This is a genomic window from Parageobacillus sp. VR-IP (assembly GCF_013357975.1).
Classification (GTDB): Bacteria; Bacillota; Bacilli; order Bacillales; family Anoxybacillaceae; genus Saccharococcus; species Saccharococcus caldoxylosilyticus.
Genome location: NZ_JABVYQ010000003.1, coordinates 145,885 through 163,005, shown reverse-complemented (window position 1 = coordinate 163,005; position 17,121 = coordinate 145,885). Strand labels below are relative to the sequence as shown.

Genomic DNA, 17,121 nt, shown 5'->3' with positions numbered 1-17,121 from the left:
ATCAGCTCCCTATTTATTAATATAATTTATAGCGATTTTGTAGACTGTCGTATGATTAATTCAGGTGGTAAAATTATTCGTTGCTTTGTACCATTATTCCCTTCTATCTCATCAATTAGCAAATCCACCACTTGCCGCCCCATTTCATCAATCGGCTGCGCTACTGTCGTTAACGGTGGATCTACGATAGTAGATAGTATAGTATTATCAAATCCTACGACAGACAAATCATTTGGAATGTGAAGACCCAATTCCTTTGCTGCCTGGTAAACGCCAATGGCCAATGAATCAAAGCATGCAAAAATAGCGGTTGGTCTCGGCGAGGATTGAAGCAATTCTAATGCAGCTCTTTTTCCATCTTTTAGTGAGTAATCCGTACACACAATCCATTTTTCTTCATACTTTAATCCGTTCTCTTCCAACACCTGACGGTAAGCTTGCAAACGGTATTTATCACTTGTTCTGCTTAAGTTGCCTAACATGATGGCAATCCTTTTATGTCCTAAAGATACTAAATGGGATACCGCTTGATATCCGCCTAAGAAATCATCAACTCTAACAACGTTAATAGCTAATTCAGGGATATCTTGAGCAATAAACGCCAATGGGAATTTTTCTTGTAATAATTGATTTAAAACAGTATAGTTTTTTGTGGTGGTTCCGATAATAATACCGTCTACACTTTTTTGTTTTAGGAGAGAAAGATACATTTCTTCTGTCTCTGCATTATTATCAGTATTGCACATTAACACATTAAAACCCAGTTCTCTCCCGCGATCTTCTACTTTTCTGGCAATTTCAGAAAAAAACGGATTCGCTACATCCGGAATAATAAGACCAATCGTACGTGTCCGTTTTCCGGTTAATGCAGACGCTACCATACTAGGCTGATAATGTAATTCTTCCATTACTTTCAATACTTTTTTTCTCGTTTTTTCACTAATGCGTCCTGTATTATTGATAACTCTGGATACCGTTGATATAGATACACCTGCTTGTTTTGCCACATCATAAATTGTTACTTTCATATTTCACCAATCTTCCTCATGTCAGTATTTAAAAAATGAACCCATTTTTAAACAACAATTTTAGAGAAAGCGCTTGCTCTATTTTATTTAAAGTGTAATCTTTTTTCCACTTTTTTTCAATGTCTTTTTGTTTAAATCAACATCTAATTATTATTTTACAATTTTATACAAAAGTACATATAATGAATATGGCTACTATACAGCTTATAAAGCTTATAACTACAAAAGATAAAAGAACGACGCGAAGAGGGCGATTTTCACTCTCAGAAAATATTCGCTCCTGCTAATTTCATTGTCTGGTCTATATAATATTAGAAATATTTTCCGTTTGTCAAATTTCTGTTTTTCATAAAAAATCCCCTCCATAGTAAACAGTAACAGCCTTTGCTTTTTCTCTGTCTACTATAAGGGGATATCAAAGAATATCCTGCTTTTTTAGTCTAGAAAAACGCTTTACACAGAATTTTATGCATTATCCTCCCCTACTGGGTAAGATCTATAAGAAATGTTTTAATTTCATATGGGTTTATATTAAATTCTATATTTTTTCCTACTATTTTTTCACCTATTTCTCTTTCCATAAGATCGCACTCTTGCCAAGACGAAATTGATAAATCACTTTCTATATGGATTTGCTTTCTACTTCCGGTAAATTCATGTATGCGGAGAATAATTTTATTCTCGTCTTCAGCTCTTTTCACAGCATCAATCATAATGTTGTCAGCACTAACACCAAACAAAGAAAATTTTGTCTTAATCGGCTGTCCCACAGTATATGTTAGAGGATTATTTAGATGCCATGCTTCCTTTACAGTATTCCCCTCTACCCAGTCACCTTCATGTGGGAGTAGAGAATATGTGAAAATGTGATATCCTTGATCTTGTTGATAATCTGGGTAAGTAGCAGATTTAATTAATGAAAGTCGCATAATGTTATCCTTAATGTCATAACCGTATTTGCAGTCGTTTAATAGACTGACTCCATATCCTCTTTCAGATAAATCTGCCCACTGATGACCTACTGTTTCAAATTTCGCGTAATCCCAACTCGTATTCCAATGAGTAGGTCTTTTTACATTTCCAAATTGAATGTCATACGTTGCTTCCGTAGAACGAATTTTCACAGGAAATGCTACCTTCAACAATTGGTTTTGTTCATGCCAATCTACCTCTGTTTTAAAATCAATTCTTCTACTATGTGTATATAAAACCATATCTTGACTGATATAAGAATCCATGTACTTCCACTCGAAATGTATAACCGCATATAGCGACGTTACTTCTTTTATACTTATGTGACATAAATCCTCTACTTTTCGCATTTTTTCTAGATAAAATATATCAATATCCCAAGCATCATAACGCAGTGGTTTATCTTCAAACACCTGGAACACATTTCCGTATTTCCCATCTGCTAAAACTTCCCGATCTGCTTGAAGGTCATAAATTGAAACAATCTGCCCTTTATCATTCCACTTGATTTTATAATACGGTGTGATAATTTCAGAAGAATCAATATGAAACATTTTAGGTTTAGCAATCTCCAACTCCTCAGGATAAAACTGAATTGTAATAAATCCCATTGGAGGTACATCTTCTACCAGTATAATCCAATCGTTATTAATAATTTCCGCTCTCAGCACATTGCCCGATATGTCCTTCCATACACCCTTTTGTATTTCTTCAGTTACCGGGATTCGTATTAAATCTGTTCTCGACCAAGGTGCAGAGTTAAACACTACAACTGTATTATCCTTCTCTTCTACAATGATATCCCTGCCTAATTTTCTCCAAATATTTAATGCGTTTTTCTCAGCCTTTTCGTATTCCATTTTACTATCCTCGTATACTTCGCGAATGGAGGATCCTGGGATAATATCATGAAACTGATTACGTAGAATTATTTTCCATCCATCATTTAATTGTTGGAAAGGATAATAAGACCAATCTGAATTTAATACACTTGCTATAACTCCCATCCATTCCGTTTCGCGATAAAGAAGTTCAAGCTTGCGATTCATTCGTTTATTGTAAGCTTGACTTGTATAAGTTCCCCGATGATATTCAAGATAAAGTTCTCCATCCCATACGTGCACATATTGGTCAGTGTCTTTGATTCGTTTATGTAATCGTTCAAAAAATTCATCTGCCCTGCCGGTTTCTACATGCGGCAATCCAGGGATATCGTTCAAGCGACGGCGCATTTCTAACATTTCTCTATTCACTCCTCCGCCACCGTCACCATATCCATATGATAAAAGCAATTCTTGGTTAATCGCTTTATCTCTATACGCATCCCAAATACCCTGTACCGTTTCCGGTTTAATTGTTCCGTTATAAGTATAAAACCACCACTTTGTATTCGGTTCAGGAGTTGTAATAAAATGGGTGAGTACTTCACTTCCGTCAATTCCTCTCCATATAAATGTATCATGGGGCATACGATTATACTGATTCCAACTAATTTTTGTTGTCATAAATTTATCAATTCCAGATTTTTTCAGAATCTGTGGCAAAGCCCAATTATATCCAAATACATCCGGAAGCCATAGATACCTGCACTCCACCCCAAATTCGTTACGAAGAAAACGAGTTCCCATCAATATTTGTCGTACCAATGATTCACCGGAAGGTATATTACAATCAGCTTCCAGCCACATTCCTCCAGCAGCTTCCCAACGTCCTTCTGCAACTCGTTTACGAATTTGCTCAAATATCTCTGGATAATCCGATTTAATATATTCATATAATTGAGGCTGTGTTTGCAGGAAAATATACTCTGGATATTTCTCCATTAACCGAAGTACTGTAGAAAATGATCTCGCTGCTTTTTCTCTTGTATGCTTAAGGCGCCAAAGCCAAGCAACATCGATGTGTGTATGCCCGACGCAACGAATAGTTACCGGATGTTTTTTTTCCATTTGCTTTAATTCAGATTTAAGCATATCACGAGCTACAGCGATAGAATCATAGAATGAATCAGATTTCGGTTTTGACCAGTCAATTTGACGAAATGCACGGTCTAATAATGAAAGAAGTAATTGGCGTTCAGGGGAATTGTGATCAAGAATCTTTACTGTATCAAGAATTGCTTTTCCTGTAAAAAATAAGTCATCTACTGTTTCATCTAACCAAGCGATTTCTGCACGTTTTATTTTATGTTCTTGCTGCGTCGGAATACCTCCGCCTTCTAACCCTGACCATAAACGGAAGGTTAAATTTAATTTGGAACCCGCCGAATTTTTTGGAAAAAACACTTCTGTATGATTAGAGTCTACTCCTTGATATGGAACCCCATTTAAATACAAAAGTGATTCAAACCCCGAATTATTTCCCCCACCTGTCTTGCCGAAGTCGAACCTACCCACTATTTCCCTTCCATTCCAATGCTCCGGAATGTCAATATCTACTTGAAGCCAAGCGTAAATGTCACGCCCCCTCCAATAATCACCTAACTTAATTATCCCCCATTCTCCTTCTTCAGGAGGACGGGCACCAACCTCGCCTTTTTCATCCATTAAAAAGCGAAAGGAAGGGATAGAAATCGGCTCCCGATAACGGTATTCTGCTAATTCATTAATACGGGCCTCAAGTTTCTCTTCAGTCAAAAACATGTTGAGCTTCTCCTTTCAAATATTGTGTTATTGTAAATTCCGTTTATCCTTTTGTTGCTCCGCCAAGACTAAATCCTTCCGACATGAAACGTTGACTAATCATATAAAGTACAATAGGAGGAATTGTGTAAATCAATGAAAAGGCTGCCAATTTTCCATATTCAACCATGCCATATTGTCCAAAAAATTGATAGATCGTTACTGAGGCTGGGAGTTTTTCAGGTGATTGTATTAAGATATAAGGAACAAAAAAGTTTCCCCAGCTTAGAGTAAAAGTAAAAATAGCAACTGTACAAATCCCCGGAATCATCAGTGGAGCAACGATCTTTTGAAGTCCTTTTAATACGGATGCCCCATCAATCCATGCCGACTCCTCTAGCTCAAGCGGTACAGCATCCATAAAGTTTTTCATCATCCAAATAGCATACGGCAATGCAGAAGATGCAAGAAATAACATTGTCCCAAATAGCGAATCATGTAGATTTAAGATCATAAATAGCTGATACACAGGAACCATTACAGCAGTAATTGGCAATGAAGTCATAAACAAAATGGTTAATAGAAACGGTTTTTTATACTTCAATTGATACCTTGACAAGGGATAGGCTGCCAATGAAGCAACCACTACTGCTATAATCGCTTGACCAAGTGAAAGAAAAATTCCAATTAAAAGAGACCGTTGATTTACTTTATCGGTTAAAACCGAAACAAAATTCTCTATACTAATTGTTTTCGGAATTTTTAATGATACAGTAGCGTGAGGGTCAAATGAAGCAAAAAGAATCCATAGCAAAGGTAGCAAAAACAATATCCCAATAAAGCTAAGTACAATATACGGAATGATCCTTTCAAATGCGTGTTTAGTCATTTTCCTTCTCACCTCTTTCATACCTTGACTCTCAATAAACGAATATACAATAAACTTGCGATTATGCCGATTAGTAACATAGCTAATGAAATAGCTGTTCCATACCCCAATTGATAATTCACAAATGCTTGATTATACATATAAATAGGAAGTGTTTGGGTTGCTGTTCCAGGTCCTCCGCCTGTTAACGCATAAATTAATGTAAATACACCTAAAGTTTGCAATGTAACAAGGACCATATTTGTAACAATTTGTCCTTTAATCATAGGAATGGTAATTTTCCATAATCTCTGCCATCTTGTAGCTCCGTCAATGATTGCAGCTTCCTCTACCGATTTGGGAACGTTGTCAAGAGCAGATTGAAATACTAACATAGAAAATGCTGTTCCATGCCAAATATTGGCGATAATAACACTTACCATTGGAAAAGTAAACAACCATGCGATAGGTTTAACACCTATCCCTTCAAGCATCGTATTTAATGTACCTTTTTCATTTAAAAAGGCAAAAAATGCAAATGCAACCACAATCTCTGGAGTAACCCATCCTGCAAGTACAATAGTTCCGATAATGCGCCGAAATGTACGATTTCGTTCTTTCATTAATATCGCAAGTATAAATCCTAATACTTGTTGACCAATAACAGCGGAAAAAATAAGAAAAATTATCGTCTTAATAACACTAATTCGAAAATTGGGATCCGAAAACATATACATAAAATTTTTAAAACCCACAAATTCAATTGCCTGAGCAGTTGTACCAGTAAGTGACATATTGGTAAAGGCGAAGTAGAAAGTTAATAAAATTGGGCCAATGAAAAAGGTTATTAATAATAAGCATGCAGGAAACAAGAATAATATTGATCTTATTAATAAAATACGGTCTTTTTTATTCCGCCCACGAGAAAAACGTTTTATAGTTTTATTAGTATTTTTTTGTACCTGAACATTCATAGCATTCCCCTTTCAAAAAGTGATCTAAAAGTGATCACCTTAAGAGATGATCACTTTTTATATTCTTTTACTTCCACATTTTCAGCTCCCACTATACGTGTAACCTCTCTTGCATACTGATTCATTGCCTCTTCAGGACTAAGACTTCCTGTCGCAACCGCTTCTACAGCTGCCTGAATAGCAGTAGAAACCGCTGGGTACTTATCAACTCCAGGTCTAAAATGTGTAAATTTGATGAAACTCGCTGCTTCTTTTGTGACACTTCCAGGAGCATTGAGTACCTCCGGGTCTTGCGCAACATCAGTACGTGGGGTTAAATCTCCTTGCTTCAAAACATACACTTTATTATGTTTTTTGCTAGTCGCAAGCTTAATAAACTCCCATGCCAATTCTTTATTATCAGCCTTGCTTGGAATCGAGAGCGCCCATCCTCCGGACATTGAAGTAAAACCAGGAGGTTGCCCATTTTGTGTCGGCATTGCTGCTAGTTTATATATCTTTGTCCCCTCTTTCCAAGGCAAAGGACCTTCTTCTCTCCAAACACCCGGAACCCAGTTCCCATTTAGTACAATACCAACCTTTTCTTTTGGCATTAATTCCATCTGGACAATGTCCCCAGCTTTACCTGTTAACACTTGGGATAATTGAGGTCCTAATCCATTGGAATAAATTTCATGTATGAACTTGAGCGAATCTAAAAACCCCTGACTTTTAACAACCCATTTTTTACTATCAAAGTTATAAAGCGTATCTTCTGTCCCATATAAAAGCATCTCAAACGTCTGCATCGATGTTGCTTCACCCGTTGCTTTACCGGAATTAGCCCAGAACGGGATAACACCTTGCACCTTTTCTTTAATTGTCTTTGCAGCCTCTAATATGTCATTCCAATCTTTTGGATTCCAAGGTACAGGAAGACCAGCCTTATTAAAAATATTTACATTGTACCAAAGTCCACGCGTATCTGTGCTATAAGGAACACCATATACTTTTCCGTCAGTAGCAGTCACTCCTTGCTTTACTCTGGAATTAAAGTTATTCCAATCATCCCATTGGTTAACATACTTATCCAAAGAGTCTATATTACCTGCAGCCGCATCAGAGTTAATCATAAACGTATCTTCTGTGACAATGTCTGGGGCTGTTTGGCTATTCTTCACCATTAAGGCAAGCTTAGCGAAAAAATCCCCTTCCGAAGCTTGAATTGGTACAAATTGAACTTTAACCCCTGGATGCTGTTGTTCAAATTCAGTCTTTACACCTTCTAACCATTCTTTTAACCCTGTATTCCCTGAACCAAAATCACGGAAAGCGATTTCAATTCTTTTTTTAGGATCATTTGTATTGTTATCCGATTGATTATTAGATGATGTATTAGCACAAGCTCCTAATATCAACACAAATGAAATCAGCATTATCCCGACTAACCTTTTGGTAAGAAAAAATACATTGTACATTGTTAATTCCCTCCCTTAATTAAGAAGATACACATTGTATAAAATAAATAACCGCTTGTTATATTGTCATGTCTTATTAGCTATTTATAAGTACCAAATTAATTAAACGTTAAAATGGCAAGTCGAAAGAGAGAAAATAACAACTTTATCGGTAAAATCACTAATAACTTTACATGTACCTTCTATCTCCTCCCCCTTAATTAAACTCCAGAACTCAATTTTTTAGTCAACTTGTTGATTATTGCTAATAAACTTGTAATAATTTGTATAATGTATATTCAATATATTTAACTGAATATTAGCACGATTATCAATACACGTAAACCCCTATTTTAACAACTTTTCTCGCGAAAAAACGACAATTTTCGAGCCAATTTTTCTTAGAGTGTTTGCATCATGTTTTCTATTTCTTTACAAAATTTTATTTAAGTTGTATATTTGTTATATATCAAGTAAAAAGGGGGAGCTTCCTATAGTCAGGGTTCCATTCTATATACAAATCCGTCAATATATTATTGATAATATCCAACAAAAAAAATGGAAACCTAATGATAAAATACCTTCTGAAAATGAATTAGCTGAAAAATTCGGAGTTAGCAGAATTACTGTAAAAAAGGCTTTAGACACTCTAGTAGAGGAAGGAATTATTTATCGTATTCAAGGTAGAGGATCATTTGTATCTGAAGAAAAAGGTTCTAAAACAATTATTTATCAAAACAAATTTTTAAAAAATACAAGTGGATTAGTAGCTTGTATTGTTCCCCGTTTAAACAGCCAGTTTACTACCATTATCGTGAGTGAAATTGAAAAACTTCTTGCCCAACATGGCTATCACGTTATTTTTTGTCAAACGCATGATTCACAGAAACTCGAAATGCAAATTTTAAAAGAGGTTCTCCGTTTAGGAGTAGATGGGATTATTATCTATCCAGCAGAAGGGGAAACTTACAATGAAGAAATTCTTAAATTGACGTTAGAAAACTTTCCTCTTGTACTTATAGACCGTTACCTTCGAGGAATTCACACAAATAGTGTATGTTCAGATAACATTTTAGGCGCTTATGAAGCAACAACTCACTTACTCGAGCTCGGTCATTCAAAAATAGGGATGATCTCTACTGTTCCGGATGGAACAACTAGTATTGAGGATAGGATTAAGGGATTTGAAAAAGCACTAACTGAACACAATGTCCCAATTGACCATCACTTATATCTTTTAAATCTCGAAATGTCCGAAGAGCATCACAATAAAGAAAAGATCCACAACTTCCTGATTAGTCATCCCGATATTACCGCTTTATTTGTGATTAACAATGGGGTAACAGTTATGGAAGCAGCCATGGAGATCGGTATTACTATTCCGGAAGATTTGTCTGTTATCATGTTTGATGACTACGAATTTTCCCATCTTTTCACAATCCCACCCACATGTGTAAGACAACAAGAAAAAATATTAGGACAAGAAGCAGTAAAATTAATTATATCAGCAATCGAGAATCCAATGCAGAAACGCCAACAAATTTTTGTGCCACCAAAACTTATTGTCAGAAATTCAACATCCATATGTAAAAGGTAATTATCATTTACAGGCTATTGACAAAAGAGGCTGCTCAAAAAGTTGTTAAGACAACTTTTTCTGAGCCAGCCTTTCTTTCTCCCTTATTTTAGTTTCTCATCACAACACTCTCTTCATCTCCCCTATCACTTCCTTAATCTCCTCCCCCAACCTCCGCACAATCTCTTCCGTTAACACTGGCATCAAAACCCCATCAGCCATCGGCGCTTGAATGATGAGAAACCGAGAGCGTAAATAACGTGACATTCTCACCTTTGCAAATATATTTTGTAAACGATATATCGTATTTTCATAGAACTTCACAATATGTTGCTGAATTTCCTGCAAAAAATAGAACAGCTGCATAGCTGTTCACAAAATTACTTAATCTTAAAATTAAGGGAATAATTTAACGTTTCGATCATACACCGCATTTTGCAAATCGTTTTGCGGCCATCTTGATCATTAAGCAATTTTATTGAAAAGATGATCTTGACAGAAAACAGCCCTTGTCTAAGAATCTTTATAAAGATTTTAGACAAGGGCTTCTTGATTATCTCCCCTGAAACCTCGGCTTCCGTTTTTCTAAAAAGGCGCGCACGCCTTCGCGGTGGTCTTCCGTTTGCCGCATTTTTTGCTGCGCTTCTGTTTCGAACTGAAGCACTTTTAACAATTCATCTTTTGTCAACTTGGCGTATAACGTCTTCGTGGCGATCATCGCTTGCAGCGGTTTGGCCTGCCATTCGGCGATTTTTTGTTCCACTTGCTGTTCGTCTTCGACGACAATGTCAACAATGCCTAGTTCATACGCTTCATCAGCGTTCATCGGTTTTCCTTCCCAAATGATATGCTTCGCTTTCACTTCACCGACCCGTTTCGCTAACAGGAAATGGCCGCCGCCGTCTGGAATGAGGCCGATGCCGATAAAGTTCATCGCTAGGCGCGCTTCTTTCGTGGCGATGACATAATCGCTTGCTAAAGCAAAGCTTAGCCCGAGCCCTGCCGCTGGCCCGTGAACGACCGAAACGACAACTTTCGGCATCATATACAACGCCGTGATCACTTCTTGGATCGTATTCATCACACCGTGAAATTGACTTGGGTCATCGACGCTGAGCATCGTCTTAATATCGCCGCCGGCGGAAAAGCCTCTTCCTCTGCCGCGGATCACGACGATGGATGCATCGCTTTGTTCAATTTGCCGCAACGCTTCGACCAGTTCGCCCAGCATTTGCACATCCATCGCGTTGAGCGAATCCGGGCGGTTCAGTTCCAATACCGCCACATTTCCTGAAAATGATAGAACGACTGTTTCCATGTTTATCCCCCTTGCTTGACCAATTGTCTTATATTAAATTCCTCATTTTATGGTAAAACTCCTTTAATTTTTCAAGAAAAAACCCGTATCACCCAAAAAAGGGTATACGAGTTTCCAAAAAACACTTTAAAGTGTACTTTGTTCATCTTCCAATACGATATTGCCTTTTTGTATGTTGGAAGATGGTTGCAGATAAGAAAAGATAATCATGGAAATAATGCTGGCAGCAATTCCATACATAATCGGATTGGTAGAACTTAATCCCTCCACCGCCAAACCGGCAAGCACGACCAATGAACTAATAATAATCGAATAGAAACCAGCTTTCGCTGTCGCTCTTTTCCAGAAGAAACCGAGAACCGCAGGAACAAAAATTGCGCCGGATAAAATCGCATAAGCCACATCCAATGCGACGAGCACGTCTTGAATCCAAATGGCAAACGTAATCGCGATAACTCCAATGGCTAAAGTGATCATTCTTGACAGAAAAACAAACTTTTGATCGCTAATGTCTTTCAGCCAATACTGCTTCAAAATATCATGTGATAAAAGAGTGGAAGAAGCGAGCAATGTTCCAGAAGCAGTGGACATGAGCGCGGAACATACACTTGCCAAAATGAGCCCTAACAAACCGTGCGGCAAGATCGTCAGCGACATTTTTGCAAATACATTTTGCGGATCGTTAATGTTCGGGAAAACGATTACCGCACACATACCGATAATACTTAATGCTAGTGCATAGGCAAAACTGTATAGACCAGCGTATACCGCACCGCTCCGGGCAATTGTTGTTGTGCGTGCCGTAAATACCCGCTGCCAAATATCCTGTGATACAACCATTCCTAATGTATACAGTAAAAAGTACTGAAAAATGTTCGCCCATCCCATTGATGACAGATCAAAATGCGTGGCAGGCAATCGTTCAGAGAGCGCTTTCCATCCGCCAACATAGGACAAGCTCATCGGCAGCATAACGAAAAAAATGCCGACTGTCATGATGATAAACTGAATAATGTCTGTCATGGTAACGCTCCACATTCCTCCGAGAATCGTATAAAACAAAACGATTCCCCCGCCGACTAACATCGAAACCGTCATATTCCAACCTAGGACGGCATGAATAATGGTGCCCATTCCTATTACTTGCGTAACAGAGACCATCATCGTGTAAATGGCTGCTACAAGCGCGCTAATCAAACGTGTTTCTTTATTGTACCGACGTCCAAGCAATTCACTAATCGTAGTAACATTCGCACCATAAATTTGATTCGCAAAAAACAAACCGAGTACGGTAATTCCAAGACCAATCATAAATACAAACCATATACCTGAAAGCCCAAATTGATATCCTAATTTAGCTGTTCCAATCGTCGAGGCGCCGCCAAGAATGACCGCAGACAGACAGCCAAGATAGACAAACAATCCGAGATTTCTGCCGGCAAGTGCATAGTCTTCTACTGTTTTCGCTCTTTTCACTCCAAAAATCCCCACGATAATTAAAAGAAGAAAATAAAATAGAATAACCCCCGTATCCAGTATGCTCATGAAAATTCCCCCATCCTCTTATTTTTAAGCAAATGAACGGCTGTTATTTCTCAGTCATTAGTGGATGTGCGCCAATTTCTATTTCGTATTCTGTCAATGCTTCATCCAGCATGTTTAATCCTTCATCAATCTGCTCTTTCGTCACAGTCAGCGGCGGGATCATGCGAATAACCTCTCCTTTATTCCCGCATAGATAGAAAAGAACTCCTTTTTGCAGGCAGCGGTTCAAAATATTCATCACACCTTCTCCGTTCGGTTCGCCAGTATGTGGATGAACAATCTCAATACCAATCATGAGTCCGATCGAACGCACATCTCCAATCACTGGATGCTTTGCTTTTAACATTTCCAGCTTTTCGCGAGCATATTTCCCGACTACCCGACAATTTTCAAGCAAATTTTCTTCTTTAAATACTTCTAATGTGGCAAGCGCTGCCGCACATGCGATTGGATTGCCGCCAAATGTCGTACCATGGCTCCCTAGTGGCCATTGCTGCATCAACTCTTTCGAGGCAACCGTTGCGCTTAGCGGAAGGCCGGAAGCAATTCCTTTGGCGATCGCCATAATGTCCGGAGTGACGCCGAATGTTTGTGCCGCAAACCATTCACCAGTGCGGCCAAAACCGGTCTGCACCTCATCGAAAATGAGTAAAATTCCGTGACGGTCGCAAATTTCTCTTATTTTGCGCAGCCAGCCTTTTGGCGGCACAATATACCCGCCTTCTCCAAGCACCGGTTCTAAAATCATACATGCCACTTCTTCCGGAGTGACTTGGTGAGCAAACAAAGAAGCCGCATCTTTTTCAAGCTTATTCGCAAAATACACATCCGGGTCTTCCCCATCCGGGCAGTCTTTTGGATCGGCATACGGCAGTTGATACGTCAATCCGTTTGGCTGTAAATATTTTCGGTATTTGCTTTTGGACGTACTTACACTAAGCGCCCCTAAAGAACGTCCATGAAAGCACCCCGTAAACGAAACGACATATGGTCTTCTCGTCACGTGTTTCGCCAATTTAATAGCCCCTTCGATCGCCTCCGTTCCGCTGTTCGCAAAAAAGAAACAGTTCAAACCTTCAGGCATAATATGTGTTAATTCTTCAGCCAAACGAAGGATCGATTCATACATGATGACTCCGCTTGGCCCATGCATAAGGCGATCTGCGGCATCTTTGATTGCTTGTACTACTTTCGGATGGCGATGCCCCGTATTGGCAACGGCAATACCGGAAGTAAAATCAAGATATTTTTTTCCATCCAGTCCATAGTAGTAGCATCCTTCTTCCTTCACCACCGGCAAGTTCGGATGGTCTTTGGCCATCGTTGGCGCAAGTAAATCCGGCATTTTATGAAAAAGGTGCATCCAGTTGTTCTCTGTCATGTACATTCTCCCCTTTAGCAAATCAGTTTGCCCATAAAAATTAAAATGCAAATATCATACCAACATTTATATAATTGTAAATTTTATGAATTTAAAAAATAAATATTAAAATATCTATTTCTTCCTATACCTTTTGCTTTTTTTCTAGCGATGTTTTATATAACAGCCTGTTTCTATTCTCTAAAATTTCAGAATCACTTTGGAGAAGATAGAGAGCAGCTAATTTCCTCGCTTCCATATTCACTTGTGCGTACCTCATCTAATCCACCTTTCGTGTCATTTGTTACTTATTTTTATATCCATCACTGAGTTAACCATTTTTTAATTCATTTTAGAATTAAAAAAATTCACTTCCGAATTAGCCAGTCATCCCTATTTTTTTCTAAAAAAAGAAAAGCCGTATCACCATTTGAAGGTGATACGGATCATCATTAACGATTACGGTTGAAAATAACGAGTTTCAATTCCGTCATCTCTTCAATCGCATAACGAAGCCCTTCACGGCCGAATCCGCTCTCTTTTACCCCGCCATATGGCATATGGTCGACGCGGAAGGTCGGGATGTCATTGATCAGCACGCCGCCGACGTGGAGTTTTTCTGCCGCTTCCCATGCGACATGTACATTGTCCGTATATACGCCCGCTTGCAATCCGTACCGCGAATCATTGACAAGCTCAATCGCCTCTTCGATCGAGCGGACGCGGTTAATCAAGACAATTGGCGCAAACACTTCCTGGCACGATACTTTCATTGTTGGCTGTGCGTCTAAAATCACGGTTGGAAGCAGGATGTTTCCGTCCCGTTCACCACCAAGCACGACTTTAGCTCCGCCTTGTTTCGCTTCTTCGATCCATGCGAGCGCCCGATCGACATCTTTTGGGGTAATCATTGCCGAGACATCGGTGCTTGGATCCAGTGGATCTCCCACTTTCAATTGTTTCGCCGCAGCGATAAATTTTTCGACAAACTCGTCATATCGCTTTTCATGCACATAAATGCGCTGAAGCGAAATACATACTTGACCTTGGAACGAAAACGCACCGAAAACGCAACGTGGAATAATGCGGTCAATATCCACTTGTTCATCGACAATGACGGCCGAATTCGAACCGAGCTCGAGCGTAACCCGCTTTAAGCCCGCTTTGTTGCGGATGCCGATTCCGACTTCCGGGCTGCCGGTAAAGGTGATCATGCTGATGCGCGGATCGGTGACGATTTTATCGCCAACGGTTCTTCCGCTTCCCGTTACAACGTTTAACGCTCCTTTAGGTAGCCCTGCGTTTTCAAACAGCTCCGCGATAAAGTACGCAGAAAGCGGCGTTTGGCTTGCCGGTTTTAACACGGCCGTATTGCCCGAGGCAATCGCTGGGCCTAGTTTGTGTGCAACAAGGTTCATCGGAAAGTTAAACGGTGTTATCGCACCGATGACCCCAATTGGTTCTCTGACGGTAAACGCAACGCGATTTTCCCCGCCTGGGGCCGCGTCAAGCGGAATCGTTTCGCCATGAATCCGTTTTGCTTCTTCAGCGGCAAATTTGTACGTTTGAATCGTCCGCGCCACTTCTCCTTTTGCCGTTGTAATCGGTTTGGCTGCTTCGAGCGCAATGATCCGCGCCGCTTCTTCTGCACGCTCTTGCAGCTCTGCGACCACTTTTTCTAAAATCTCCGCCCGCTTGTACGCCGGCATGCTGGCCATTTCTTTTCTTGCTTCATAAGCTGCAGAAATTGCTCGTTCGACTTCTTCTTCTGTTGCCATAGGAATTTCTGCCAACGCTTCCCCCGAATAAGGGGACGTTAATGTGGTATACGATTTTGCTTCCACCCATTCGCCGTTAATATACAGTTTCTTTTTGTCAAGCACCGTTTTCATCATTTTCCCCTCTTTCTTCATAACTTTTTTACCTTAAAACATCATGCCAATTCACTAATCACTTCCTCCATCACATCTAATGCTTCCGCTAACTGCTCATCTGTAATCACAAGCAGTGTTAATAGACGAATGACGTTGCTGTATATGCCAGCACTCATGATAATGACACCGCGTTGATGGCATTCTTGCAAAATTGCTGCTGTTAATTCTTTATTCGGCGCTTTTGACTCAGAATCCTTCACAAATTCCATTGCCACCATGGCTCCAAGTCCACGTACATCACCAACTGTTTCGTATTTCTCCTGGAGCTGTCTGAACCGGTTCATTACCGTTTGGCCGATCACATTGGCACGCTCGACTAACTGCTCTTGTTGCAGCATATTAATGACTTGTAATGCCGCTACACAGCCAAGAGGGCTGCCTCCATATGTCCCGCCGATTTCTCCTGGATTTGGCGCATCCATTACTTCCGCTCTTCCAGTAACCGCACTGATTGGTACACCTGCTCCAATGGATTTCGACATGGTTATTAAATCCGGCACAACATCAAAATGTTCAATAGCAAACATCTTTCCCGTTCGTCCGAATCCTGTTTGGATTTCATCTGCTATAAATAGAATACCATATTTTTCGCAAATTTGTTTTACTCCTTGCACAAACGTTTTCGACGGAACAATAAAGCCACCTTCACCTTGTACTGGTTCCATAATAATTGCTGCTACTTCTTCTGCAGGAACTTCGGATACAAAGAAGTCTTCCAAACGTCTTAAAATCTCTGCATCTAATTCCTCGTTTGTCATGCCGGATGGCTTGCGGTAATAATATGGATACGGCATTTTGTACGTATCTGGCGCAAATGGACCGAATCCAAATTTATATGGTTTTACTTTACTCGTTAGTGACATCGCAAGAAGTGTCCGTCCGTGAAACCCTCTTTCAAAGGAGATAATGGCTTTTCTGCCTGTATATTTCCGTGCAATTTTGACAGCGTTTTCGACCGCTTCAGCTCCACTATTCAGGAAAAAGGTTTTCTTCTGATGAGTTCCTGGGGTAATCTCATTTAGCTTTTCTGCTAATTGGATATATGGCTCATACATCATCACATGAAAGCAAGGATGAATATACTGCTCAACCTGTTTTTTTATCGCTTCCACGACTTTTGGCGGGCAATGACCGACATTGAGACTTCCAATCGCCCCAGCAAGATCAATAAACGTGTTTCCGTCCACATCTGTTAAGAGTGCCCCTTCCCCTTTGGCAGCAAACGTAGATACTGTATTAAACGGTCCCCGAGGAACGTTCTGTTCTTTTTTCTTAGTAATTCTGTTGCTTTTGGTCCTGGAATGTTGGTTTTTAACTGTATAAATTTTTTTACTCCCGTCTTCATCTGTTTCTCCCTCCATTACTTTGTATTCACCTGCTTATAGATGCAAAAAACATGCCAAAAACTTTACGACAAATAAAAAGGGATTTCCCGCTTCTTTGAATAATTAAGTAATGTAAGTTCTGACAGGCAGCTAGGAGGGAGATC

General features: G+C 39.5%; 11 protein-coding genes and 1 pseudogene. 1 reads left to right on the top strand and 11 read right to left on the bottom strand.

What is annotated here, in order from left to right; all coding sequences use genetic code 11:
• Nucleotides 1–26: 26 nt before the first annotated feature.
• The 5 genes from HT574_RS08915 to HT574_RS08895 form a co-directional block, all read right to left on the bottom strand.
• Nucleotides 27–1,028 carry a LacI family DNA-binding transcriptional regulator gene (locus HT574_RS08915; RefSeq protein ID WP_175244313.1) on the bottom strand — a complete coding sequence of 334 codons (1,002 nt, stop codon included), beginning with the start codon at nt 1,026–1,028 and terminating at the stop codon, nt 27–29.
• Nucleotides 1,029–1,510: 482 nt separating this feature from the next.
• Nucleotides 1,511–4,642: an alpha-mannosidase gene (locus HT574_RS08910; protein ID WP_175244312.1), complete on the bottom strand. Its 3,132-nt coding sequence runs from the start codon at nt 4,640–4,642 to the stop codon at nt 1,511–1,513.
• Between the two features lie 43 nt (nt 4,643–4,685).
• Complete coding sequence (locus tag HT574_RS08905) at nt 4,686–5,510, bottom strand: carbohydrate ABC transporter permease (protein ID WP_175244311.1); 825 nt, start codon at nt 5,508–5,510, stop codon at nt 4,686–4,688.
• A gap of 17 nt (nt 5,511–5,527) precedes the next feature.
• Nucleotides 5,528–6,463, bottom strand: a complete 936-nt coding sequence (locus tag HT574_RS08900; RefSeq protein WP_175244310.1) for a carbohydrate ABC transporter permease — start codon at nt 6,461–6,463, stop codon at nt 5,528–5,530.
• Nucleotides 6,464–6,513: 50 nt separating this feature from the next.
• Nucleotides 6,514–7,920, bottom strand: a complete 1,407-nt coding sequence (locus HT574_RS08895) for an extracellular solute-binding protein (RefSeq protein ID WP_175244309.1) — start codon at nt 7,918–7,920, stop codon at nt 6,514–6,516.
• Between the two features lie 430 nt (nt 7,921–8,350).
• Here HT574_RS08895 and HT574_RS08890 point away from each other — a divergent pair, with 430 nt between their 5' ends.
• On the top strand, nt 8,351–9,496 hold the full coding sequence (locus HT574_RS08890) for a GntR family transcriptional regulator (RefSeq protein ID WP_217499479.1): 1,146 nt from the start codon (nt 8,351–8,353) through the stop codon (nt 9,494–9,496).
• Between the two features lie 99 nt (nt 9,497–9,595).
• Here the strand turns inward: HT574_RS08890 and HT574_RS08885 are convergent, their stop codons facing one another.
• The 6 genes and pseudogenes from HT574_RS08885 to gabT form a co-directional block, all read right to left on the bottom strand.
• On the bottom strand, nt 9,596–9,742 hold the full coding sequence (locus HT574_RS08885; protein ID WP_175244308.1) for a hypothetical protein: 147 nt from the start codon (nt 9,740–9,742) through the stop codon (nt 9,596–9,598).
• Nucleotides 9,743–10,028: 286 nt separating this feature from the next.
• Entirely contained in the window at nt 10,029–10,793 is a 765-nt protein-coding gene (locus HT574_RS08880) for an enoyl-CoA hydratase (RefSeq protein ID WP_175244307.1), read from the bottom strand.
• Nucleotides 10,794–10,919: 126 nt separating this feature from the next.
• Nucleotides 10,920–12,338 (bottom strand): sodium:solute symporter family protein, encoded by a 1,419-nt coding sequence (locus HT574_RS08875; protein ID WP_175244306.1) that lies wholly within the window; start codon nt 12,336–12,338, stop codon nt 10,920–10,922.
• A 43-nt stretch (nt 12,339–12,381) separates the two neighbouring features.
• Complete coding sequence (locus HT574_RS08870) at nt 12,382–13,719, bottom strand: aspartate aminotransferase family protein (protein ID WP_175244305.1); 1,338 nt, start codon at nt 13,717–13,719, stop codon at nt 12,382–12,384.
• Between the two features lie 431 nt (nt 13,720–14,150).
• Entirely contained in the window at nt 14,151–15,590 is a 1,440-nt protein-coding gene (locus HT574_RS08865; RefSeq protein WP_175244564.1) for an aldehyde dehydrogenase family protein, read from the bottom strand.
• Nucleotides 15,591–15,631: 41 nt separating this feature from the next.
• Nucleotides 15,632–16,977, bottom strand: a pseudogene (gene gabT, locus HT574_RS08860) (4-aminobutyrate--2-oxoglutarate transaminase).
• Nucleotides 16,978–17,121 lie beyond the last annotated feature (144 nt).